This is a genomic window from Chryseobacterium sp. POE27 (assembly GCF_039727685.1).
GTDB lineage: Bacteria > Bacteroidota > Bacteroidia > Flavobacteriales > Weeksellaceae > Chryseobacterium.
In genome coordinates this window covers 745,439-770,347 of sequence record NZ_CP152475.1, presented here as the reverse complement: position 1 = coordinate 770,347, position 24,909 = coordinate 745,439, and the positions used below count along the sequence as shown (strand labels likewise).

Sequence of the window (24,909 nt, the reverse complement as noted above, 5' to 3'; positions counted from 1 at the left end):
GTAGCAGTTTACCAATTCAGTTCGGAATTATTAAATTGTTATACTGTTATATTGATACATTGTTAGATTATTGTATCATTTCTCTGCGAAACAGAAAATATTTCCCAATTTTATACTTGAATAGCCATTGCTTTTAATTTTCGATGAATTGATCATAGCCTTCGCTAAAACATCTGTCGGTAATGGTTTCTGACTTTCCAGAAGTCCCAGTTTATTGGCAAATTTTATAATCCTGCTTCCTAAAACTTCACCGGTTCTGTCAGAATCTTTTCTTTCCAGCATTCCCGGCTTGAAAATCGTAATTTTTTCAAAGTGTAAATTTTTAACGGCCTCTTCCAGTTCACCTTTCATTTTAGAATAGAAAATTTTGGATTTCGGGTTGGCACCATATGCTGAAACAAGAATATAATCGTCAACGTTGTTTTCTTTGGCTGCTTTGGCAAATTCGTATTGATATTCGAAATCAACCTTTCTTTGAGCTTCTTTGCTTCCTGCGGCTTTTAATGTAGTTCCCAGGCAGGAAAAAGCAACATCACCTTTCACTTTATCTTTCCATTCTTCGGGATTTTCAAAGTTTACGACATGTGCCTTTAGCTTTTCATTCTGAATATCAACAGGTTTTCGCACAAAAATATTGACTTCTTCAAAATCCTTATCCTGTAGCAGCTGATTGACTAGATCTTTTCCTGTAGCGCCTGTAGCACCGATGACTAAAGCTTTCATAATAATCTCGTTTGTGAAGTTGTTGTTTGCTTCTTAAATTTACTAAATTTGGGGCAATAAATAGATAAAAGATAACTTTAAATAAACATCAATTATCGTTAATCAATTATAAAATTACTTATTACCAATTCTTATTACTCATAAATATGGATGCCAACGAAATTTTAGATTATTGTCTTGCTAAGAAAGGAGTGACAGAAATTTTTCCTTTTGATAATGAAACTCTTGTACTTAAAGTAGGAACAAAAATGTTTTTATTAATGGCACTGGAAAAACAACCGTTGGCAATCAATGTAAAAACAGATCCGGAATGGAGTGCCGAACTTCGTGAGCAGTACCCGCAGATCACAGGCGCCTATCACATGAATAAAACGCATTGGAATTCGGTTCAAGTAGACGGATTAAAAAAAAGAACTTATCCTCAAGCTTATCGACCATTCTTATGATTTGGTTTTTAAATCTTTAACCAGGAAAATTCAAAACACAATTAATAACCCTTAATAAAAGACCCTACACATGAGGAAAGTACTCATCTCTGCTGTGTATTTTTTATCAGTTGGAGCATTTGCCCAATCAAAAGAACTATCCCAAACCTGGGACCTTTTGCTGAATAACAAAAGAACAGAAGCAAGAACTTTTTACGATAAAAATCTAAAAGAATCTAAAACAAAAAATCTGGAAAGCCTTTTTCTTGATGCTCTGATAGAAGAAGAATTGGGCGAAATGGTTTTCGATGATACTTTTATAAAGAATTTTATAAGCCTGAAACCCGAAGCAGATTATCTGTACCCGATGTCTCACAGAAAATTTATTTTAAATGAAAGTGATGCTTCTATGGACGATTATTCCTATGCACGGATTGATCTGTTGGCTCAGGCTCCGGAATATGGCCAGGAATCTACCATTCTCGAATGCAAATCTACCATAGACAGACTGAGAAATAACTATAAAGCTTCGGAAGAATCCATTGCAAAAATTCACAGAATTGATAAATGGCAGTTTGCCGGAGTTTTTGAAAACCTTAATGGTAGCGGACTTTACAATGATTATGAGCCTGAAACTTATGCCAATAATGATAAGCTTTTCAATGCTAACAGCTTTGGCAAGGTAGGTTGGTACAATAGGAAATCGCCTTCTAATGATGGTTTTGATTTTTTTCTTAACGAAACCGAATATGGAAGAGGAATAACCTACGCGCAATCATTTATTGATAATCCTTATGAAAGAAAAATTTTCCTGGAAATTGATACAAATGCAGAATTCAGAATGTTTTTAAACGATTCTGAAATCGTTTCCAGCACTAATGAAGGACAAACTAACCTTGGATCTCATATCGTAGAAGTCAATCTTCCTAAAGGTATGAACAGGCTTCTGCTAAAGTTTGATGTGAAAGATGCTAAAAATGCTTTTATGGTAGTTCCTATGGATGCGAATTATCAGAAAATTATCGATCTGAAATATTTTAGCAACTATCAGAATTATCAAAAAACAAGCCTTAATCAACTGCAGCCTAAAGAACTGCCTTTAAGGTTTGAAACTTTTCTGAAAGAAAAAATAAAGCAGAATCCTGATAGCTTTTTCTATAAATACCTTCTGGCTTCCGGATATTTAAATAATTCCCAAAACGAGCTGGCTAGAGAAATCATAGATGAATTTTCAAGGAAATATCCTAAATCTTCTCTGATTCAGGGCCTTTTTGTTAAATATTATGATAATACAGAAGAAGGAGAAAAAATCACAGAAATCTTTAAAAATTTAGAATTGGACGATTCTGGTTATTATCTGGTTCCTATCATCAAGATGCTGGATGGCAAAAAGTTTGAAAACATGCCAATTAAAGAGCTTGAGAAATACAGGGATATTCTGAACAAAACCAAAGGAAAGCCGATGGGAGAGTTTTATGATGTGATCATTGCCTTAAGAAACAGGGAAATGGATAAAGTTCAGGAACATTTGACAAGCCTTAAAAAGAATTTTGCTAATAATGAAAAGTTCTTTACCATTTTCACCGCTTTAGAAGAAATGGATAAAAAAAGATCAGAGCGGTGCGATAAAAAAACTTGAAGATTTTTATGCGATAAGAAACAGTCCGGATGTGATGAACAAGCTGTATTCTTATTATGAAAAAGCCAACAGGATTGAAGATCAAAAGAAAATTCTCCGCAAATTCATTGAATTATATCCTATTATTAATTCTTTCAGGAATCAATATATCAATTTGATTGATGAGAATGTTCAGAATCCAGAACTGATGAAGGAAATAGATGAAGCACTGGCAAATTTTCCTTATTCATACACGATGCTGGCTGCAAAAGCTGAAGTGCTGGCCAAACAGAATAAAAAAAGAAGAGGCTATAAAATTTGCAAAACTTTCCCTTTCCCATAATACTGAAAATGAGACTATGCATAAGTTGATAAGGGATCTCGACCACACCGAAGATGAAATAAGCATGGTGGCTATAAAAGATCTTTATCAAATAGCTGCTGAAAGGAAAAATAAATCTCAGAAGGGAAAGAGAGGCGTTACGACTTTACTGGATGAATATATTGTGAATGTTTACCCAGAAGGAGGCTTTAAAAAGAGAAGTACATATTTATACGAAATAACTTCCGATGCAGGAATTGAAGAATTAAAAGAGTATGCAGTCAATTATTATGATGATGTGCTTAAAGCTGAAATTGTAAAGCCAAATGGAAGCATTATTCCTGGAGAAAAGTCAGACGAGCAGATTGTATTTACTAATCTTGCGGTAGGAGATGTGATTTTAATTCAGAAAGAAAGTCTTGAGAGAAACAGCGGCAGATTTTATAAAGATTTTAATTTAAGCTCGTACTTCAACTCAGAATATCCTGTTGTGGAATCGATATTTACGGTAATCACCCCGGAAGATATTAATTATCAGGTAAAAAGCAATAACAGGGAAGTTGTTTCAACCAAGAAAAAGATTGCAGGAAAATTGTATCAGACATGGAAGCTCAATAATCTGGAAGAGCTGGATTTTGATGAACATTTCGGACCCAATTTCTATGACGCAACAATTTCGGTAACAGTAAATTCCATCAAAACATGGCAGGAAATTGCCAATTGGTACTCGGATCTTACAAGAAAAAGTCTTGTTTCTGATAAGGTTGTGGAAAAAGCGTTCAAGGAAATTTTTCCTAACGGAACGTCAGGTATGAAAGATACCGAAAAGGCAGAAAAAATTTATCAATATATTGAAAAGAATGTTACGTACAGCTCGGTAGATTTCCGTCAAAGCGGCTATATTCCTCAAAAACCCTCAAAAACATTAAACACAAAGCTGGGAGACTGCAAAGATCTTTCCGCATTGTTTGTAATTCTTGGGAATCTGGCAGAGCTGAAGTCTAATATGGTTTTGGTACAGACTAATGATAATGCTGCCCAACGCCTGATCTTACCCAATCTGAGTTTCAATCATTGTATTGTAAAAGCAAATCTTGACGGAAAAGAAACATATCTTGAAATGACCGATAAATTCTTGCCGTTCAATTCTGTAGTAAAAGCAAATTATAAAGCTAAAGGTTTGGTCATCAACACAGAAAAAGATTCTGCGATAGCTACGGACTTGGTTGAAATCTCCGCGGATAACAATACAAAAGATATTTTTAAAACTGTGAGTGAGGTGAATATCAATGGCGACAATCAGAACTTTGTTACCAGACAGTACGTTAACGGAGAATCTAAAAGCTATTACAACGATTTTTTCCAGGATTCGCAAACTGATGATTTTCGCAAGAAAAATGTAGAAGAAGAGTATGGCTCTATTCTGGATAAAGTGATCAGTGTAAAGAATATAAAACTTTTGGATGGAAAAGATCTTACATCAAAGCCTTTGGCTTATGAAGTTCAGTTTAATATCAACGATAAGCCACAATCGGTTGGAAGCCTAAAAATTATGAAGATTCCTTTTGTTTCTAAACCTTTCACGAAAGAAGTTGTTGCAACAGAAAACAGAAAAACGGATATTCTGTACACGCTGTATGAAAGGCAGAACAGCTATTCTGAAGAAATATTACTTACTGTTCCCGAAAATATGAGATTTGTTGAAATCCCTGAAAATAAAATGTTGGCGTACAATAATTTTAAATATTCCATCAGCTACGAGCTGCAGAAGAATAATAAATTAAAAATAACACGGACTGCCGATACGCCTTGGGATAATATCAAAGCAAATCAATATTCCGAGTTTAAAAAATTTGTGGAAGACGCGATAAATGCGGAAAACCAAATCTTAGGGTACAAATAATTAAAAAGAGGCTGTCCAAAAAGTTTAGGCAGCCTCCAATTTTGTTGATTTTTTCGTACCCTTATACAGTAGGCATATTCAAATATTCGATTCTTAAGAGTTGTGACTTACCTTTAGGAGATCCCTCTTTTATTCGAAGAGAATACCTCGAGGTAGTTTATTTTTAAAATTCAAATTCTTCCGCTAATCTTTTATCTTCATCCAGTCTTTCAATCAATTTTTCAAGTCCTTCAAACTTAATTTCATCGTGAAGGTAATCCCTGAATTTCACGGTAATTTGTTCATCATAGATATCACCCTCAAAATCAAGAATATAAACTTCAACTGTTAGTTTTTCTCCATTTACGGTAGGGTTGGTCCCGATGCTCAACATTCCTTTGTATTGCTGATTTTTAACAAAAACTTCAACGATATACGCTCCTTTTTTAGGCAAAAGTTTTATAGAATCCGTTTCAATATTTGCCGTAGGATAGCCGATGGTTCTTCCAATTTTTTTTCCGTGTACCACAGTTCCGGAGACAGAATAGGGGTAGCCCAGCATTTCATTGGCTTGTTTAATATTTCCTTCTAAAAGAGCATTCCGTACTTTGGTAGAGCTGATGTTATTTTCATGAATATTAATGGCTTCCATCTGTTCAACCTCAAAACCAAGTTCTTTTGAAAGTTCTTGAAGGAGTTTGAAGTTTCCGCTTTTGTTTTTGCCGAAAGAATGGTCGTAACCAATGATCAGATATTTTACATTTAATTTGTCTACTAAAATCTGACGCACAAATTCTTCACCCGTTAAGTTTCTGAACTCTTCATCAAATTCTTTCAGAAATAAATTTTCAATGTTATATTTTTCCATTAAAAATTTTTTCTCCTCCCTTGTATTCAATAGTTTAAGATCTTCATTAGGATTGAAAACGAATCTCGGATGTGGCCAGAAAGTAAGAACGGCAGTTTCCAAATTATTTTCTGAACCCACTTTTATCAATTCATCTATAATACTTTTATGACCAAGATGCACCCCGTCAAACATCCCTAAAGACAATGCTAAAGGCTTTTGAGGAGTATAATCATTAAAATTCTTAAAAACTTTCAACCGGAAAAAATTTGACTGCAAATATATGAAATAATGTAACAATGTATAAATATAACAGTGTATCAATAATTTTAATAGTATCTATTGTTATATTGGTAAATTGCTGTATTGTTACATTGCTTGAAAAGTATGATAAAAATCTGTTTTTTACCAATTGCGGGTTAAGCAAGAATCATTATATTTGCACCAAGAAAAAATTTAGCAATGGCAAACCAAATTAAAGGTAAAATTTCTCAAATTATTGGTCCGGTAATCGACGTTGTCTTTACTGATGTGGAAGCAATTCCAAGCATTTATGACGCGTTAGAAATTACAAAGGATAACGGTGAAAAAGTAGTTTTAGAGGTAGAACAACATATTGGAGAAGATACAGTAAGATGTATCGCAATGGACGCTACTGATGGTCTTAAAAGAGGGCAGGATGTAATCGGATACGGAAATCCTATTACAATGCCAATCGGAGAGGCTGTAAACGGAAGACTTTTTAACGTTGTTGGTGATGCTATCGACGGGCTTCAGAATATTTCTAAGGAGGGAGGTCTTCCTATCCACAGAGAAGCTCCAAAATTTGATCAACTTTCAACTTCTGCAGAAGTTTTATTTACAGGTATTAAAGTAATCGACCTTATCGAGCCTTACGCAAAAGGAGGTAAAATCGGTTTGTTCGGAGGTGCCGGTGTAGGTAAAACAGTATTGATTCAGGAGTTGATTAATAATATTGCAAAAGGACACGGAGGTCTTTCTGTTTTCGCCGGAGTTGGTGAAAGAACGAGAGAAGGAAATGACCTTTTAAGAGAGATGTTGGAATCTGGTATCATCAAGTATGGTGAAGATTTCATGCACTCTATGGAAAACGGAGGTTGGGATCTTTCTAAAGTGGATATGGAAGCTATGAAAGATTCTAAAGCAGCATTCGTTTTCGGACAGATGAATGAGCCACCTGGTGCAAGAGCGAGAGTAGCACTTTCCGGTCTTACATTAGCTGAATATTATAGAGATGGTGGTGAAAGCGGACAAGGTAGAGACGTACTTTTCTTCGTAGACAACATTTTCCGTTTTACACAAGCTGGTTCTGAGGTATCTGCACTTCTTGGTCGTATGCCATCTGCGGTAGGTTATCAACCGACACTTGCTTCTGAAATGGGTGCGATGCAGGAAAGAATTACTTCTACTAAAAATGGCTCAATTACTTCAGTACAGGCGGTTTACGTACCTGCGGATGACTTAACTGACCCGGCTCCGGCAACTACATTTGCCCACTTGGATGCAACAACGGTACTAGACAGAAAAATTGCTTCATTGGGTATTTATCCTGCGGTAGATCCATTGGCTTCTACTTCAAGAATCCTTGCGCCGGAAGTAATCGGTGAAGAACATTATAACTGTGCTCAGAGAGTAAAAGAAATCCTTCAAAGATATAAAGCGCTTCAGGATATCATCGCCATCCTTGGTATGGAAGAACTTTCAGAAGAAGATAAATCAGTAGTTTACCGTGCAAGAAAAGTTCAGAGATTCTTATCTCAGCCTTTCCACGTAGCGGAACAGTTTACAGGTATTCCGGGATCATTGGTAGATATCAAAGATACGATCAAAGGATTCAACATGATCATTGATGGTGAATTGGATCACTTACCGGAAGCTGCTTTCAACCTGAAAGGAACTATCGAAGAAGCTATCGAAGCCGGACAAAAAATGTTAGCTGATAACGCATAATAATGCTAATTGCTGATAGCCAGTAGCTATTAGCCAAAAGCCAAAAGCAATTAAAATGAATATAAAAATTTTAACACCAGAATACGTAGTTTTTGAGGGAGAAGTAGACTCAGTATTATTGCCTGGAAAAAATGGTGAATTCCACATCATGAAAAACCACGCAGGAATTGTTTCTTCTTTAATCGGTGGTAAAGTGAAATTGTACACAAAATCTGTGGATGAAGCGTATAATAAATATTTTACCAGAGAAAATGAGAAAGACTCTGTTTTTTCTTATCCTATCAAAAGCGGTGTTGTAGAATTTAATCATAATAAAGGAATCATCCTTTGTGAATAATTAAATGAAAAGCTAAATATATTTTCAAGAAAGTGTAACTTTGGTTACACTTTTTTTATGTTATGTAAAATCTGGTTTTTATGAAGAAGAATTTAATTATAGTGTTTACAATTTTAGGATTTTTGCTTCATGCCCAAACGGTCAAGATCAAAAGAGGAATCGTAACTCTTGAGGGAGTACACGTTGCTAAGATTTCAAATAAATCCAATATATACACTTTCATGGATCTTAAAGAAACCCCGATCTATACCGTAGAATTTGTAGATAAAAGTATAGTAGATTCTGTGAGAGACAGTTATATAAAACTAAACAGAATTTATAATAAAGATAAAACCCTTGAGTTAGATTATATTTCACCATCGGCATTTTCAGGTGAGGAAAAATCAGCGGCTTATACTTGTGTTAAAAGCTTAAAAATTATTGATGAAAGAGGAATCAATATCAAAAATTTAGATGAACTTTTCAAGAATTCTCCTAAAAGAAAACTGGATACCAAAACAAAAGATGCCTATACCATCAGAAGTAAGATTGACAGGTTAAATATCACGGTCAACACGGTAGGTGAAATTCTAAGTAATGGAAAACCAGTCGGTTATTTTACAAATTTACCTGTAAGTTTCGGAGCGGATGATACTATTGCCGATAAAACTTTTGTTGATATAGAAATTTATGATGCCAACAGCAAATATATCGGAAAATATATCACCACCACAAAACAAATAAAAACCGCCGGCGGAAAAACTTTCACTTTATATAGAGAAATGTCCGGTCGAGCATCAATTCTGAAATTTCCAACTTATAAAGCTATTGCGGAAAGAATGGCAATTCTGGATCCTAATTTTATTAAATTTCAGGAAAAAGTAATTGTAGGGGAAGTCACTAAGGACGGAGTTCAGAAATAAACATCAATAGAAACGAGCTTTAGCCCGTTTTAGTTTTAGTAAAAAAATTCAATTGGCTTTAGCCAAAATCTATCAGAGTTCCGAAAATTATCTGAAACTTTCCTATTTAAATTTTCAATAATTTGTCATAAAAATCAAAATTATTAAAGTTTTATAAAAATTTACAAACTTAAAATTACACCATTTTCTTTAAGTTGCTGTATCGGTTTTGAAAACCAGAACAATTCAAAATCATCAAAATTTTCTTCAAATTGAGTCTTAAGTTGCTGAAGGGTAACCTTTTTGGGATTTTCAATAGTGTTTTCACTGAATATTTTCATCAGCCAATCTGCATGCTGATCATCAAGTTCTATGCTGACAATATTCGTTTTTAAGTGAATCGTAATTTTCGTGTATGAGTAATTGTATTTCTTTTTTGTTTTTACGCGATTCTCAGCGATTACGCTTTTGGTTAAAAAAATAATTTTTGAATTGGCTTTAAATATGAAATCATCATCTTCAAGTAAACTGTCATGAATGTAATAAGGAGGGATGGTTGTTCTTGGAATTTTAAAATCAAACCATTCCTGAAGGGGAAGCTCAAAATTAATTCCGTGCATATAATTGAACAATGACTTTTTTTAATCCGAAACTAAATTTCCCATGATCGATTCCGGTTTTGTCTTTAAAATCAATATCGTTATTGGCAAATAAAATTTCCTGCTTAATCGGAGTAACTCCAAACTCTTCAGGATTTAGTCCGACAGGTGAGTGGGCAGTCATAGCAAACTGGTGCCAGAATGCACTTTGTAAAATTCCCATTTCAAAAAGTTGGCGAACCATTTCCAAAGAATCAACAGTTTCCTGAACAGTCTGTGTTGGATATCCATACATCAGATAAGCATGAATCATGATTCCGGCTTCCGTGAAATTTCTGGTCACCTTCGCAACCTGCTCAACGGAAATTCCTTTATCAATAAGTTTTAGCAAACGATCACTTGCAACTTCAAGTCCTCCCGAAACCGCAACACATCCGGATAATTTTAAAAGAAAACAAAGATCTTTAGTAAAACTTTTTTTCAAAACGGATATTCGTCCACCAGGTTACTACAAGATTTCTTCGCAAAATTTCCAAAGCAACTTCTCTCATCAAAGCGGGCGGGGCGGCTTCATCTACAAAGTGAAATCCTGTTTCTCCGGTCGTCCGGATCAGTTCTTCCATCCGATCAACTAAAATTTTTGCTGAAATAGGTTCGTAAATTTTTATGTAATCTAAAGAAATATCACAAAAAGTACATTTTCCCCAGTAACATCCGTGAGCCATTGTCAATTTGTTCCACCTTCCGTCGCTCCACAAACTATGCATGGGGTTAGCAATTTCGATAACGGAAATATATTTATCTAATTGCAAATCAGTATAATCGGGAGTTCCAATATCGGCTTGTTTGTAATCGTGTCTTGTAGAATTGTTTTTATAGACTACTTCTAGATTTTCAACTAAAAAAAGTTCTTTTATATTGAAGCTCTTCGCTTTGTTCGGAAAGAAAGATATTTTCGCAGAGCAATTCGATCGGAAGTTCGCCATCGTCTAAGGTAATAAAATCAAAAAATTCAAAAACACGTGTGTCTTTAACTTCTCTCAATTCGGTATTCGGAAAACCGCCGCCCATCGCAGTTTTGATATGAGGAAAATTTTCTTTTATTAATTTCGTGCACCGAAATGCAGCATATAAATTTCCCGGAAACGGAACCGAAAAACAAACCAGCTTTGGTTGAATTAATTCTAATTTTTCTCTAAGAATTTTTAAAGTAATACTATCAATAAATGTATGATCTCCGGATAATTTTGAATATAATTCATCAAATGAATTGGCACTTTTACCTAAACGTTCCGCATATCTGCTGAAACCAAAATCAGAATCAATATTTTCTATGATATAATCGGATAAATCTTCTAAATATAAGGTAGACAGATGTTTAGCTTTATCTTGTAAGCCCATGTTTCCAAAAGCAAATTCCATATCATCCAGCTGATTAAATCTTGAGGCTTCCGGAAGAAAATTCATTGAACAGATCTGCCTTGCCAGTGTAGGCATTTTGCCTTGTAAAAAAGAAATAACCTGATCAATGGTTTTACTATATTCTTCTCTTAGTGTAAAAATTCGCTGTGAATTTTCCGAAACATTTTGAATATTAATTTCTTTATTAAAAATTTTCTGAATTCCATCTTTTGAAAATAATTCTAAAATCACTTCAATTCCCAAATCAACCTGATAGCTTGAAATATTTTTTGTATTCAAAAAACCTTTAATGTAAGCCGTTGCCGGATATGGAGTATTAAGTTGTGTAAAAGGCGGAGTGATAAGGAGAAGGTCTTTCAACAGTAAAATTTTTGCAAAGTTAAGGTTTTCAAAATATATAATTTCAAAAAAAACCACTGAGTGATCAGTGGTTTCTATTTATAATTTTTAAATTTCTTTAAAACTTAAACCTTGTTCGGCCAGCAGTTTTTGCTCCTGATCTTTATAATAGCCACCTACCAGTTTATCATGAATAGCTTCAAAAGCAGCAAGCGTTTCATTGATTTCAGAGTCTGTGTGAGATGCTGTAGGAATTAATCTCAGTAAAATCATTCCTTTAGGTATAACAGGATAAACAACTACAGATGTGAAGATTCTATAGTTTTCTCTCAAGTCTTTCACTAAGAGTGTTGCTTCTACCGGAGTTCCCTGCATCATCACCGGAGTTACACAAGTATTGGTATCACCGATATTAAATCCTCTTTCTTTTAAACCGTTTTGAAGTTTGTTTGTATTTTCCCAAAGTTTAGCTTTAATCTCAGGTCTTGTTCTCAGAAGCTCCAGTCTTTTTAAACCTCCGATTACCATTGGCATAGTCAGAGATTTTGCAAAAATCTGAGATCTTAAGTTAAATTTCAGGTATCTGATGATTTCTTTGTCACCGGCTATGAAAGCCCCAAATCCTGCCATTGACTTTGCAAAAGTCGAGAAGTAAACATCAATTTGGTCCTGGCAGCCCTGCTCTTCACCAGCTCCGGCTCCGGTTGCTCCCAAAGTTCCGAAACCGTGTGCATCATCTACCAAAAGTCTGAATTGATATTTTGATTTTAATTCACATATTTCTTTAAGTTTACCTTGCTGCCCTCTCATCCCGAAAACGCCTTCTGTAATAACAAGAATACCGCCACCAGTTTCTTCCGCTACCTTAGTTGCTCTTTCAAGATTTTTTTCAAGGCTTGCAATATCATTATGTCTGTAAGTAAATCTTTTTCCGGCGTGAAGTCTTACACCATCAACAATACATGCATGAGAATCAACATCATAAACGATCACGTCATTTCTTCCGACCAAAGCATCAATTGTGGAAACCATTCCCTGATATCCAAAATTCAATAAATATGCAGATTCTTTTTGTACAAAATCAGCCAGCTCTCTTTCCAGTTGCAGATGTTGTTCAGTTTCTCCGGACATTGCTCTTGCGCCCATCGGATAAAACATTCCGAATTCTGCAGCAGCTTTTGCATCAGCCTCCAGAACTTCGGGGTGATTACACATTCCCAGATAATCATTAGCGCTCCAGAAAATAACTTCTCTTCCCTGAAACTGCATTCTTGGGCCAATCGGTCCTTCTAATCTAGGGAAAATAAAATACCCTTCACCATAATCTGCAAATTGTCCAAGAGGTCCTGGATTTTCTTTTATTCTGTCAAAAATATCCAACATTTTATTAATATTTTTAATTAAAAAAGCCTTTTATGGTTACAAAAGGCTTGGTTTGTATAAATTTATTTTATCCTTATTTGATGAATTCAGTTTTAAAAACTTCATCATAATTGTGTACACAGTTGTTAATAAATCCCTGCTCGGCCATCCATTTATCACTGTAGACTTTTGTGATATATCTTGAACCGTGGTCAGGATAAATAAGTACAACTAAATCATTTTCAGTAAATTCATGAGATTGTGCATATTGAATTAAAGCCTGGGTAACCGCTCCGGTTGTATATCCTCCCATAATGGCTTCCTTTAATGCAATTTCGCGAGTTCTGTAGGCCGACATTTCATCATTAACTCTTACAAATTCATCCACTTTATCAAAAAGAAGAGCGGAAGGGATAAGATTTTTCCCCATACCTTCGATTTGATATGGATGAACATCTTCCTTATGAATTTCTCCTGTTTCGTGATAGCTTTTAAGAATAGATCCGTCTGCATCTACCCCTATGATTTTAATATCAGGATTTTTTTCTTTTAAGAATTTTGCAGAGCCTGATAATGTTCCACCGGTTCCGGTACATGCAAAAAGGTGGGTAATTTTACCTTGTGTCTGTTCCCATATTTCCGGACCTGTCGTCTGATAATGCGCATCTATATTCAATTCATTGAAATACTGATTGATATAGATAGAATTAGGAGTTTCCAGGGCAATTCTTTTAGCCACTTCGTAATATGATCTTGGATCGTTCGCGGGTACATTCGCAGGGCAGATATAAACAGTAGCGCCAAGGGCTTTCAGATAGGCAATTTTCTCAGGCTTTGTTTTGTCACTTACCGCAAGAATACATTTGTATCCCTTAATAATGCAAACCATTGCGATTGAAAATCCTGTATTCCCGGAAGTAGTTTCTACAACTACTGAATCTTCTCTTAATAAACCTTTTTTCTCAGCGTTTTCTATAATATGAAGTGCTATTCTGTCTTTAGTGGAATGTCCAGGATTATATGATTCTAACTTGGCATAAACGGTTGCAGGAATATCTTTCGTCACAGTGTTAAGCTTCACCATAGGAGTATTTCCTATTAGGCCAAGTATATTATCGTAAACATTACTCATTATTTGTTATTTTTCAATAAAAATCTGTCGGCAAAAATACAAAAAAATAAATTTATTTCTAAACTTTTGTTTTGATTTCTAACGTCTAAAATAGATAAAAATTATTTTTCCCTCACTATCCAACGATGAAAGTTTTCAAAAAGTGAGCCAAAACCTTTAAATTTTGTTAAAAACCCTCTAAAATCATATAAAAGCCTTATTTTCGCGTAATTGATTTAATACTATGAAAAATTGGGCTTTCAGGCAATGGAACACCGTTCTAGGATGGGTGATTTTCGCCATTGCATTTATTACGTACTTGTCCACCATAGAACCGAATTTCAGTTTTTGGGATTGTGGCGAGTATATTTCCTCTGCGGTAAAACTTGAAGTAACGCACGCTCCGGGAGCTGCTTTATTCCAGATTGTGGGTGCTGTGGCAGCCATTTTTGCTTTAGGAAAAGGCGAAAATTATTCTATCGTGATCAATGCGATGTCCGCATTGTTCAGTGCATTTACAATTTTGTTTTTGTTTTGGACGATCACTCACTTCGTAAGAAGACTTTTAAACAAAGATTTTGATGAAATCACAAAACATCAGGAAATCTCTATTCTTTTTGCCGGAATTGTAGGAGCGTTATGCTTCACTTTCTCAGATACATTCTGGTTTTCTGCGGTGGAAGGAGAAGTATATTCCATGGCGTCTATGTTTATCGCACTCTTAGTCTGGCTGATTACCAAATGGGAAAATGAATATCTGGCGGCGGATAATGAAAGATGGATTATCTTAATTTTCTTTATTCTGGGACTTTCTGTGGGGGTTCACATGATGTGTATGCTGGCGATCCCGGCGGTTTGCCTCGTATATTATGCAAGAAAATATACGTTTACCTGGAAAAATTTTATCTGGGCAAATGTGATTACTTTAGTGATTTTGGCTATAGTTTTTAAAGGAATTTTCCCGTTTATCATGACGATGTTTGGGAAGCTGGAAATTTTCTTTGTTAATGGATTAGGCCTTCCTTTTCATTCAGGGACGATTGCTGCATTTATCATAATGATCGCGATCTGTTATTTCCTGATTTCTTACACCAGAAAGATGAAGAGAAATGTTTATCAGACGATTGCATTATCAGTTGTTTTTATGATGATCGGATTCTCCTGCTGGATGGTAATTCCTATCAGAGCCAACGCCAATCCTCCGATGAACCTTAATGACCCTGACAATGCCATCGGAATGCTGGATTATTATAATAGAGAACAGTATGGCGACTGGCCGACAATTTATGGTCAGAATTATACAGCTTATCTTGATGCCAACGGAATTGAGAAAAATGAAGACGGAAGTTTTAAAACCCAGAAAACCGGGGAAATTTACGAAAAAGACGAAAAAACAGGAACGTACAGAAAGACTGGTGACAGATTCAATTATGTATTTAATAAAGCGCATGTAGGCTTCATGCCGAGAATGTTTAATGAAGATAAAGATGTCATGGCCAACTATATTTCCATGTATGGTGCCCCTGATTTTACTTTTAACTATTCAAATGAAGATGTTGCAGACAGTCCTGAAGCTAAACAAATTTTTGATGAGCTGAGAAAAAAATATGAAGACGGAACCATTACCGCTTCAGATTATTTAAAGGTAAGACCTTACAATCTTCTTAACGTTCAGAGACCATCTCTGGGACAGAACTTAGATTATTTTATCACATTCCAGAACGGATATTATTTTGTAAGATATCTGATGTGGAACTTTGTAGGACGTCAGAATGACCTTGAAGGAAATATGGAAAGCACGAGAGGAAACTGGATCTCAGGTATTCCTTTCATCGATAATGCGCTTTGGGGAAATCAGAGTAAAATGCCTGCAAAATTCAAGAATGAAAGTACGGTGAAATTCTTCTTTTTACCGCTAATTTTAGGGCTTATCGGATTCTTTTTCCAATTGAATAAAGACTTCGGAAGATTCTACGCTATGCTTTCAATTTTTGTATTGATGAGTGTAGGAATTATTTTCTATACAGGGGTAAAACCTTTTGAACCCAGAGAAAGAGACTATGCAATGGTCGGCTCATTCTATGTTTTTGCCATATGGATCGGATTGGGAGCAGGAGCTATTCTTTGGTTTTTACAATCTAAAATCAAATCAAATGCTGCCAATATTGTAGCGGGTGTGGTTTTGCTGGGAGTTCCTTTTATGATGGGATTCCAGAACTATAATGTACACAACAGACACGACCGATATACTTCTTATGATTACGGATATTCTGTATTAAAATCATTACCTAAAAACGATATTTTATTTGTTTACGGAGACAATGATACGTATCCGGTTTGGGCCATTCAGGAGACTGAACAATTCAGAGACGATGTAAAAGTAGTGAACTTTACCTTAGCATCAACTCCATGGAATATCGATCAGATCAAAAGAAGAACCTATAATGCGGCACCGGTTCCGGGAGTATTAACACATGATGACTACAGAGATGGTGTAAACGACCAGATCTATATGATGAAAAAATCAGACTGGGAAGGGCTTTTCTCTATGCTGAAAGAACAGGGAGCACCTAAAACGGAGTTTGCGGAATTCAGAAAGTATCTTACGCAGGATTCAATGACGATGAAACAGGCAATAAGCTTCCTTAAATATTCATCTCCTGCGAAAAATGAACTTCTTAAAATGTATTTCGGTGAAGAAAAATTTGAGAAATATAACATTCTTCCGGTTAATAAATTCATCCTTCCTGTCAATAAAGAAAATGCGGTAAAAGCAGGAATCATCAATGTGGCAGATCTTCCCAACACGGTAAACCAGATTATGATTACTTATAAAGCCAACACATTATATAAGAATAATCTGATTATGCTTGATATTCTGGCCAACTTTGACTGGAAAAAACCAATTAGCTTCTCTTCAGGAGGAATTTATGACAGTGAAAATATTTTCTATCTTGATGAATATCTCCAGTTTGACGGATTCAGTTACCGACTGATCCCGATCCATACACCTCAGACCCCGGACGGAGAGATGGGTAGAGTAGATCCGAATTCTCTATACAATGTCGTTAAAAACTTCAGATGGGGTAATTTTAAAAATCTGAATACTCATTTTGACGAAACAGCAACTTCAAACATTATGAGCTACAGAGCTTCAGCAAGCAGAGCAGCAGCGGCCTTAGCAACAATGGGACAAAAAGGAAAAGCGCTGGAATTACTGGATCTTGCATCAAAAGAAATTCCTGCAGAAAAATACAATGATCCTCGTTCATTAAGTTCAATGGTTTACGGATATATCGTTTCAGGGCAGGAAGCCAAAGGTCTGAAGCTGGCGGAAGTTCTGAAAAAAGGTATTTTCGAAGAGTACGATTATTATATGAGTCTGAGTAAATCTGACCAAAGCTATCTGAGAAGACAGATCAGAACAAAACCAATGGAATATTCCTTAGTTGTTTCGGCTGTTACAGATGGTTATACAACAATCGGAAAGAAAGACAAGGCTTATGATTATCTTGTGAAATCCATTGAACCAATCGATAAGAAATTCAATACGTTCATTGAGAATCTAAAAGAAATGGGCAAGGAAAAAGCAATGAATGAATCTGAGCAGGTACAGAAGATCACGCCGTTCTACCAGTATTTATTTGATGTGATGGAACCTTTTGATTCCACTTACTCAAAAGAAAAGGAGGCACAGATCACCAATTCGATTATTAAAGCAACGCAATAATATCAAAACTTAAAACGGAACTTCGGTTCCGTTTTTTTATGTTGGGATTCAAAAGTATAAAAGATTATATTTGCGAGATCAAAGAAACACAATGTCAGAAGCAAAAACTCAAAAGATTCCGATGTATGCCGTATTGTTTACGGTTATTTTTAAACTGCTGTTTTTACTCACACACTACATTCAGGAAGATGCATTTATCACCTGGCGGGTAGCTCAGAATCTCTTGGATTACGGAGTGATAGGATTTAATGGTCCTACAAAAATTTCCGCCTCTACAACACATCTTTACGTCCTTATTTCTTATGTTTTTAATGCAATTTTCGGAAAAGAAAATTTCATTGAACCGCTTTTGATTTTCAATTCAATCCTTTTTACCATCGGAAGTCTTTTTCTCTCACATTTATTATTGAAAGATGCCTGGAACAAAGCAATATTTATATTTTTAATTGGAATTTTACCGCCGTCCATAAAAATTTCCATCCTGGGAATGGAGTACGGTTTGCTCTTCTTTCTTGAAATGGCGTTATTGTATTATGGCTTTTATAAAAGTAAAAAATGGGCTCAGATCATCTTCCCGGTTTTAATTTTATTTACGAGAATCGATACTGCGATTTTCCTTGGAACGGTATTTATAATTGATGTTTTCTGGAATAAAAAAATTAAATGGTCATATTTTCTGGGAGGAATTTTAGGAATTTCTGCAGTGTTGGCATTCAACTGGCTGTATTTCGGAGAGTTCATTAATAATACGATCGTAGCTAAAAAAATTGCTTACGACAATCATTTTACACTTGAGCAGAATCTTGAATATTTTGTCCAGAATTTTGGAAATTTCTGGGGAATGTTGAAGCTTCCGGGAAATTTTAATCCGCTGACTTTTTTTCTGCTGATATTTGAATTGTTATCCTTTATTTATTTAATCAGGCAAAAAAAACACAGGAATTATTTTCTTTGGATGGTTTTTGTTTTCGGATGGATAAAACAATTGATTTTTCTATCTCAGAGAAGTCTGTTCGACTGGTATTATTGGGTTCCCCAGATACTGCTTTTTGTTCCGGTTTTAATTTTTATTTTGGAGCAAAGAGTAAAAAGAAATCTATGGCTTTCATTATTGATGACTTTCTATATAATACCGATGTTTGTTTTCCAGACTGTACATTCTATAGCGACAGGGAATGGAGAATGGAATTACAGGAGAAGTATAGGATTATTTTTAAACACATACGAAAAAGATAAAAATCAATGGATTTTCCTGGAACCTGCAGGTTATATCCCTTATTTTTCAGGTTTAAAAACGATCGATGAAGTTGGTTTGGTAGACAAAGGAGTTCAGAGAGGGATTCTAAAAGACAAAGCCAATTTCTGGATCAATACCGTGAAGGACAGAAAACCGAAATATCTGCTCACTTACGATGATTTATATCAAAGAAAAGATACAGAATATTACAGGCTACATTATAAGCTCATTAAGGAATTTAGAGTTAAAGATCATCTTAAAAGTGCTTATCAGATTATTGAAAAAATCTACATTTTGAAGCCTTCCGGATCAGATTATAATTTATACGAAAGGATTGATTAATCGGGTGAAATACCAGCTAAACTTTATATTTAAAATTCTTAACCATAATCTCAAATTTAAAATTATAAAATAACCAAAATGAAATACTGTGCATTTCTCCGCGGCGTTAATGTGAAAGGAACCAATATGAAAATGACTGAAGTCTGCGAGGTTTTTAAAAAATCAGGAGTTGAAAATGTTACTTCTGTCTTGGCTTCAGGAAATATAATTTTTTCATCTGAAAAGAAGGTCGAAGAATTAAAAGTATTGCTTGAGGAATCAATGTCTGAACATTTTTCCTACGATGTTTTTCTATTCATAAAATCTCAGGAGGAAATAGAAAATTTCTGGAACGGAAATCCTTTTCCAAAGAAGGACGATCTTCATTGCTATACTTTTATAGGAAATGATGGTGTAGAAAATATTTTAATGAAAGAATTTGAAAATGGTTCGAAGACTGAATACGAAGAAGCGAAAATCGTTAACCATATTTTTTATTGGCAGATTTCTAAGGGAAATACTCTGGATTCTAATTTCGGTAAAATTTTAGGGAAGAAAACCATGAAAGACCAGTTTACAAGTAGAAATATAAATACTTTTGAGAAAATTTTAAAAGTTTTAAATAAAAATTAATGCAGATTATAGATATTGAAAGCTGGAAAAGAAAAGAACATTTCGAGTTTTTCTCCAAGATGGCAAGTCCTTATTTCGGCTTTACCTCTGAAGTTGATTGTACGATGGCATACGAGAAATCAAAAGATAACGGGCAGTCTTTCTTTGGTACTTACCTCCACAAATCGATGGTTGCGGTGAATGCTGTTGAAGAGTTAAAGCTAAGACTTGTTGACGGGCAGATTGTCCTTTATGACATGATTAATGCGGGAACTACCATCGGCAGGGCAGACGGAACGTTTGGCTTTGCATATATTCATTTTTCAGATGATTTTGAGATTTTTAATGCCGAACTGCAGAAAGAGATTGATGAAGTACAAAACTCTGCAGGATTAAGAATGAATAATGGAGAATTGGGTAAGGACCTGATAAGGCATTCAACGATTCCTTGGACTTCTTTTTCTGCAATTCTGCATCCGACACCTCTTGATAAAACCGAGTCTGTTCCGAAAATTACATTTGGAAAGTTTAATATAAAGAATGGCAGAAAATTCCTTCCTGTTTCTGTGGAGGCTCATCACGGGCTTGCAGATGGTTTTCATCTGGCAAAATATTTTGAGGAATTCCAGAATCAATTGAATACATAAATCTCAGACTGCCGATGCAGATGTCCTTTTATCTGTTTTAAAATATAAATTTTGGTTCGTCATTTTCTGACATTACATTATTGAAAATTCAATTTTGTGATTCGTTATTCATTTATTTAAAAATTCATCATTATAATTTAGATATTTAAAATTCATCCGTTTTTTTTACAGTATAAAAGTAAGAATTAAACTCTTCTTTCATTGAAAATTTGATAAAATAAGGTGCTACCATAACGGTACCACAAATCGTATCAGTTGATCTTAAAGATGAATACTTTATGTAATTCATAATAAATATAACTCATATTTTTTAGGTCTATTGATTATAATCATAAAAAACAAAATTATAAAACAATAGTTTTGTTCTCAGATTAATGAAATATTATATACCCTGATGTAATATAAAGAGAGTATTAAAATTATTCGTGGTATGTATGTGGTATTTTAATTAGGGAAAATTTTAATCATTTTTTCTTTCTTTGCCTTTATTTAAAAGTATAATAGAAGATTTGAAGAAATATTTACCTATTAAAATACAATAATCAAGAATGCGTAATTGCTACTAATGCATGCCGATTTTCAAAATGATAAAATATCATGAATAAATTGGAAAACTTCAAAAAATAAAGAATAAATCTTTACTGAAGTTGAAAGCGAAAAAAATTAATGCAGAAGCTTACGAAAGCATCAGGATTACTAGAGATGAGAAAATATTATGAAAAACGAAAAAACTGAATTCAATTTAGAAGACTTAAACCAAAAGATTTTTGTACAGGATGAAATTCTGGCATTAGCAAAAGAAAATTCCCCACGTCTGTTGAGTAAATTCAGACTAGTGGATCCTCAATTTTTTAAGAAACTTGCTGCTATTCAGCCTGATTTAAAAAATTCTGAACTGATTTTCTGTATTTATTTGAAATTTAATTTAACAACAAAGGAAATCGCAACATACACTTATGTTACTCCTAAAGCTATCCAAAACAGGAAAAACAGGCTTAGAAAAAAATTGAATATTGCGTCAACAGTTGATATTTATAAATGGTTTAATGAACTTTAAACCATTTTTTCTTTTTATGAAAGTAGAATAACTTTCACAAATTTTCTAAAAATTCTTATGCTTCTTTGCTGTTAATCCTTAGTTTTATCGTTTTCTCTACGTCAGGTAAATAGGTATTATTTTGCGCTAATTTCTGATCTTTGAAAGTTTTCTATCAATTGAAATCATCGGTAAAACCGATACATTCTTTATTTTCTTTTGTTTCAAATTAAGTATTTTTGTATTTCAAATTTCTTAATTCTTAAACAAAATCTATGCATTTGAATTCTGCCAACGGTATTTCACGTACTGTAATTTGGTTGATGACGGTCATTTCGGGACTTGTTGTAGCAAATATTTATTATAATCAGCCTTTACTTTCACTTATTGCTGAAGATTTGCATGTTCCGGAATCTGCGGCGAGTAAAATCTCTGTTCTTACCCAGTTGGGTTATGCTGTAGGACTTTTGCTTATTGTTCCTCTGGGCGATAAATTTTTCCGCAAAAAACTTATTCTTATTGATCTTTTTCTGGTTTTTGCCGCCTTGTTGTGGATGACTTTCGCAAAAGAATTATGGATGCTGTACGCCGCGAGTTTGCTCATAGGTACAACTTCTGTTATTCCACAGTTGTTTGTTCCGATGGCAGCAGAACTGTCCCCTGATAAAGAAAAATCTTCAAATATAGGCTTGGTAATGTCTGGTTTGTTGCTGGGAATACTTCTATCCCGATTTATTGGTGGAATCATTGGAGAAATGTTTGGCTGGAGAGCCATGTTTGGAATCGCTGCAGGAATGATGATTCTGGTTTGGCTGGCTGTCTACAAAATGCTTCCCGAGCTTCATCCAAACTTCAAAGGAACTTATGGAGAGTTAATGAAATCGGTTTTTCATTTAGCTAAAACCCAACCTGTTTTAAGATTGGCATCATTTCGTGGTGCAATGGCTTTCGGTTCGATGTGCGCTCTGTTTACAACATTGGTTTTTCATATGGAGAAACCTCCTTTTAGTGCGGGTCCGTCGGTGGTGGGGAGTTTTGGTTTAGCCGGAGCAGTAGGAGCTTTAGCAGCTGCGAAAGTTGGCAAATTACAAAGGATACTGGATCTCAACAGGATTATTTTTTATGCATTAATAGTGGTTCTGATGAGCTGGGCCTTTACTTATTTTGCAGGTGAAACGTATTGGGGGTTGATCGCAGGAGTAATTTTGGTGGATCTGGGCGTACAGTCTAGTCACATCATGAATCAGACGAATTACTTTCTGATAAAATCTAATGCAGTAAACAGACTGAATACGGTTTATATGGTTTCCTATTTTATCGGTGGATCTATGGGAACCTGGCTGGCTTCAATCGCGTGGCAGCATTTCCAATGGGGCGGCGTTTGTTTTGTAGGTGTTTCGATGGGAATACTTGCCCTGACTGCTCATCTGATTTTTAGCAGAAAAATTAAAAATTAATATAATTCAATCGAAAAATAAATACTATGAAAATAGAAATCTGGTCGGATGTGATGTGTCCGTTTTGCTATATCGGGAAGAATAACTTTGAAAAAGCACTTGAAAAATTACCTTTCAAAGATGAAGTGGAAGTAGAATGGAAAAGTTTTCAGCTTGATCCTACTTTAAATCCTGATGAGACAAAAACTACTTTTGAATATTTTAAAGAAAAAAAGGATTTCCCGAAGCACAGGCTAAACAAATGATAGGGCAGGTATCCCAGATGGGAAAAGATGCCGGTATTGAATTTAACTTTGAAAAAGCGTTGATTACCAATACTTTTTCCTCTCATAAATTATTACATTTAGCTAAAAAATATAAATTGGCCGACAAGATGGAAGAAGCACTTTTTATTGCTCATTTTGTTGACGGAAGAAATGTGGGAGATAGAGATACATTGATTTCTATCGCCCAATCTTTAGGACTCGATAAAGATGAAGTTCAGCAGGTTTTAGTGTCGGAAGAATTTGATAATGATGTGCAAAATGACATTTCCGAAGCAGGAAGTCAAGGAATTTCAGGAGTTCCTTTCTTTATTTTAAATGGAAAATATTCTGTGTCAGGAGCGCAGCCTGTCGATTTTTTTGTCAGTGCCCTTCAACAGACGTATGATGAAACGGTATTTCCGTTAAAGAATCTTTCAGGTGATGGAAACTCGTGTGATGCAGATGGCTGTAGTATTTAATTTAAATTCAGCTTCTGTAAATTTTAAAAATACCCAGTTTTATTATGATTAAAGTAAATGAAGACCACCAGTTTCCCTTAGACGAAACTCTTTTTGTATTTGCATTGGATTCTGAAGCGGGAAAAGTTTTTAACGATAAAAATAAACTTATTACCGGTATCGGAAAAGTAAATGCCGCGATGGAGCTCACCAAAGAAATTCACCGCAGAAAGCCTAAATTGATTATTAATCTAGGTTCTGCTGGAAGCAAAAGTTTTCATAAAGGAGAAGTCGTGTGCTGTACAAAATTTATCCAGAGAGATATGGATGTAACAGGTCTTGGCTTTAGTTTATACGAAACGCCATTATCAGGAATCCCTCCGTTGTTGGAATACGGACTGAAAAAACATGATCTTCCTGAAGGAATCTGCGGCAGCGGAGACAGCTTTGAAATGAATCATTCTGAAAAAGATTATAATATTGTTGATATGGAAGCTTACCCGCTGGCTCTGATTGCTATGAAAGAGAAAATACCTTTTCTTTGTCTGAAATATATCTCTGACGATGCGGGAAGCGATGCTGCAGATGACTGGACGGTGCAGGTACATAGGGCTTCGGAAGCGTTTAACAGAATTTTATTTGTATAACAGCGGTTGCTGAAATCATATTTCATAAATTTCAGCATCAGTAAAAACATAGAATCTTCCTTTTTGGGGAAGATTTTTTGTATCCAGACCTGTAAATTCACTGAAGGCAGGCAAAAGAAGCTGGTTTTCTGTCACCACAAAACAAGGCAGTTTTATTTTTTTAACAGGAGAGTTAATGACAAATCCGGGATGGATGTGACCGGTAATCTGAAATTTCCTGTGTTTTTTTTCAAAGTCGTGAATCAGCATGAAATCATCAATTTCCAATGATTCAGATTTAAAATTTAAACATAGTTTTGATTCCAGCTTTTTTTGATATTCTATCGTGATTACCTTCTATCAGATGAAACTGAAGATCACTATATTGATTTCTCCATTCGCAGAATTCGTCTACATCGGAATTGTCACCTGCATGAAGCAAATCTCCGACAACAATGAATTTCTCCGGTTTAAAATATTCGATCAGTATTGAAAGCCTTTCGAGGTCATTTTTCATGATCTGATTCGCAAGAGCAATGCCATTTTTCCTGAAATGTGCAGTTTTTCCGATATGTAAATCCGACAGAATAAGGGCTTTTTGTTCTTCCCAGAATAAAGCCCTTTGATTGGTAAGCGTAAATGTTTCCTGCTGTACGTTTATACTTTTTGTCTGTACATTCATTCCTTTACAGAATATTTAT

Annotated in this window: 21 protein-coding genes and 2 pseudogenes; 16 read left to right on the top strand and 7 right to left on the bottom strand. The window is 34.9% G+C overall.

Annotated elements, in window-relative coordinates; all coding sequences use genetic code 11:
• Nucleotides 1–75: 75 nt before the first annotated feature.
• Entirely contained in the window at nucleotides 76–723 is a 648-nt protein-coding gene (locus AAHI02_RS03525) for an NAD(P)H-binding protein (protein ID WP_346985465.1), read from the bottom strand.
• Nucleotides 724–869: 146 nt separating this feature from the next.
• Between AAHI02_RS03525 and AAHI02_RS03520 the strand changes: the two are divergent.
• The 4 genes and pseudogenes from AAHI02_RS03520 (at nucleotide 870) to AAHI02_RS03505 (ending at nucleotide 4,991) form a co-directional block, all read left to right on the top strand.
• Nucleotides 870–1,224, top strand: a pseudogene (locus AAHI02_RS03520) (MmcQ/YjbR family DNA-binding protein).
• Nucleotides 1,225–1,239: 15 nt separating this feature from the next.
• Nucleotides 1,240–2,787 (top strand): hypothetical protein, encoded by a 1,548-nt coding sequence (locus tag AAHI02_RS03515; protein WP_346985464.1) that lies wholly within the window; start codon nucleotides 1,240–1,242, stop codon nucleotides 2,785–2,787.
• A 34-nt stretch (nucleotides 2,788–2,821) separates the two neighbouring features.
• The gene (locus tag AAHI02_RS03510; protein WP_346985463.1) at nucleotides 2,822–3,109 is read left to right on the top strand and encodes a hypothetical protein; all 288 of its coding nucleotides are present in this window, start codon (nucleotides 2,822–2,824) and stop codon (nucleotides 3,107–3,109) included.
• Between the two features lie 16 nt (nucleotides 3,110–3,125).
• Nucleotides 3,126–4,991, top strand: coding sequence for a DUF3857 domain-containing protein (locus AAHI02_RS03505; RefSeq protein ID WP_346985462.1), 1,866 nt, complete (start codon nucleotides 3,126–3,128; stop codon nucleotides 4,989–4,991).
• Between the two features lie 163 nt (nucleotides 4,992–5,154).
• On the opposite strand, the gene AAHI02_RS03500 is transcribed toward AAHI02_RS03505, so the two are convergent.
• Nucleotides 5,155–6,075, bottom strand: a complete 921-nt coding sequence (locus AAHI02_RS03500; RefSeq protein ID WP_346985461.1) for a bifunctional riboflavin kinase/FAD synthetase — start codon at nucleotides 6,073–6,075, stop codon at nucleotides 5,155–5,157.
• 204 nt (nucleotides 6,076–6,279) lie between these two features.
• Between AAHI02_RS03500 and atpD the strand changes: the two genes are divergently transcribed.
• From atpD to AAHI02_RS03485, 3 genes are all read left to right on the top strand, one after another.
• Nucleotides 6,280–7,788 carry a F0F1 ATP synthase subunit beta gene (gene atpD / locus AAHI02_RS03495; protein ID WP_042720082.1) on the top strand — a complete coding sequence of 503 codons (1,509 nt, stop codon included), beginning with the start codon at nucleotides 6,280–6,282 and terminating at the stop codon, nucleotides 7,786–7,788.
• Nucleotides 7,789–7,843: 55 nt separating this feature from the next.
• Complete coding sequence (locus AAHI02_RS03490) at nucleotides 7,844–8,125, top strand: F0F1 ATP synthase subunit epsilon (RefSeq protein WP_346985460.1); 282 nt, start codon at nucleotides 7,844–7,846, stop codon at nucleotides 8,123–8,125.
• An 80-nt stretch (nucleotides 8,126–8,205) separates the two neighbouring features.
• Complete coding sequence (locus tag AAHI02_RS03485; protein ID WP_042720081.1) at nucleotides 8,206–9,027, top strand: hypothetical protein; 822 nt, start codon at nucleotides 8,206–8,208, stop codon at nucleotides 9,025–9,027.
• Between the two features lie 161 nt (nucleotides 9,028–9,188).
• On the opposite strand, the pseudogene AAHI02_RS03480 reads toward AAHI02_RS03485, so the two are convergent.
• The 3 genes and pseudogenes from AAHI02_RS03480 to AAHI02_RS03470 form a co-directional block, all read right to left on the bottom strand.
• Nucleotides 9,189–11,387 (bottom strand): annotated as a pseudogene (locus AAHI02_RS03480) (B12-binding domain-containing radical SAM protein).
• Nucleotides 11,388–11,474: 87 nt separating this feature from the next.
• Complete coding sequence (locus AAHI02_RS03475) at nucleotides 11,475–12,746, bottom strand: aminotransferase class I/II-fold pyridoxal phosphate-dependent enzyme (protein WP_346986664.1); 1,272 nt, start codon at nucleotides 12,744–12,746, stop codon at nucleotides 11,475–11,477.
• 76 nt (nucleotides 12,747–12,822) lie between these two features.
• On the bottom strand, nucleotides 12,823–13,860 hold the full coding sequence (locus AAHI02_RS03470) for a cysteine synthase family protein (protein ID WP_042720078.1): 1,038 nt from the start codon (nucleotides 13,858–13,860) through the stop codon (nucleotides 12,823–12,825).
• A 223-nt stretch (nucleotides 13,861–14,083) separates the two neighbouring features.
• On the opposite strand from AAHI02_RS03470, the gene AAHI02_RS03465 reads away from it, so the two are divergent.
• From AAHI02_RS03465 to AAHI02_RS03425, 9 genes are all read left to right on the top strand, one after another.
• Nucleotides 14,084–17,569: a DUF2723 domain-containing protein gene (locus AAHI02_RS03465; protein ID WP_346985459.1), complete on the top strand. Its 3,486-nt coding sequence runs from the start codon at nucleotides 14,084–14,086 to the stop codon at nucleotides 17,567–17,569.
• A gap of 91 nt (nucleotides 17,570–17,660) precedes the next feature.
• On the top strand, nucleotides 17,661–19,148 hold the full coding sequence (locus AAHI02_RS03460; protein ID WP_346985458.1) for a hypothetical protein: 1,488 nt from the start codon (nucleotides 17,661–17,663) through the stop codon (nucleotides 19,146–19,148).
• Nucleotides 19,149–19,226: 78 nt separating this feature from the next.
• Entirely contained in the window at nucleotides 19,227–19,760 is a 534-nt protein-coding gene (locus AAHI02_RS03455; RefSeq protein WP_346985457.1) for a DUF1697 domain-containing protein, read from the top strand.
• Nucleotides 19,760–20,386, top strand: coding sequence for a chloramphenicol acetyltransferase (locus AAHI02_RS03450; protein ID WP_346985456.1), 627 nt, complete (start codon nucleotides 19,760–19,762; stop codon nucleotides 20,384–20,386). The genes AAHI02_RS03455 and AAHI02_RS03450 overlap by 1 nt, the downstream gene beginning before the upstream one ends.
• 715 nt (nucleotides 20,387–21,101) lie before the next feature.
• Nucleotides 21,102–21,443 carry a hypothetical protein gene (locus AAHI02_RS03445; RefSeq protein WP_050009551.1) on the top strand — a complete coding sequence of 114 codons (342 nt, stop codon included), beginning with the start codon at nucleotides 21,102–21,104 and terminating at the stop codon, nucleotides 21,441–21,443.
• Nucleotides 21,444–21,697: 254 nt separating this feature from the next.
• Entirely contained in the window at nucleotides 21,698–22,879 is a 1,182-nt protein-coding gene (locus tag AAHI02_RS03440) for an MFS transporter (RefSeq protein ID WP_346985455.1), read from the top strand.
• 26 nt (nucleotides 22,880–22,905) lie between these two features.
• Nucleotides 22,906–23,124 carry a DsbA family protein gene (locus tag AAHI02_RS03435; RefSeq protein ID WP_346985454.1) on the top strand — a complete coding sequence of 73 codons (219 nt, stop codon included), beginning with the start codon at nucleotides 22,906–22,908 and terminating at the stop codon, nucleotides 23,122–23,124.
• Complete coding sequence (locus AAHI02_RS03430; protein WP_346985453.1) at nucleotides 23,121–23,603, top strand: DsbA family oxidoreductase; 483 nt, start codon at nucleotides 23,121–23,123, stop codon at nucleotides 23,601–23,603. The genes AAHI02_RS03435 and AAHI02_RS03430 overlap by 4 nt, the downstream gene beginning before the upstream one ends.
• A gap of 44 nt (nucleotides 23,604–23,647) precedes the next feature.
• The gene (locus AAHI02_RS03425) at nucleotides 23,648–24,229 is read left to right on the top strand and encodes a nucleosidase (protein WP_346985452.1); all 582 of its coding nucleotides are present in this window, start codon (nucleotides 23,648–23,650) and stop codon (nucleotides 24,227–24,229) included.
• A gap of 15 nt (nucleotides 24,230–24,244) precedes the next feature.
• Here AAHI02_RS03425 and AAHI02_RS03420 read toward each other — a convergent pair whose 3' ends face one another.
• On the bottom strand, nucleotides 24,245–24,496 hold the full coding sequence (locus AAHI02_RS03420) for a hypothetical protein (protein WP_346985451.1): 252 nt from the start codon (nucleotides 24,494–24,496) through the stop codon (nucleotides 24,245–24,247).
• A 10-nt stretch (nucleotides 24,497–24,506) separates the two neighbouring features.
• Nucleotides 24,507–24,890, bottom strand: a complete 384-nt coding sequence (locus AAHI02_RS03415) for a metallophosphoesterase (RefSeq protein WP_346985450.1) — start codon at nucleotides 24,888–24,890, stop codon at nucleotides 24,507–24,509.
• Nucleotides 24,891–24,909 lie beyond the last annotated feature (19 nt).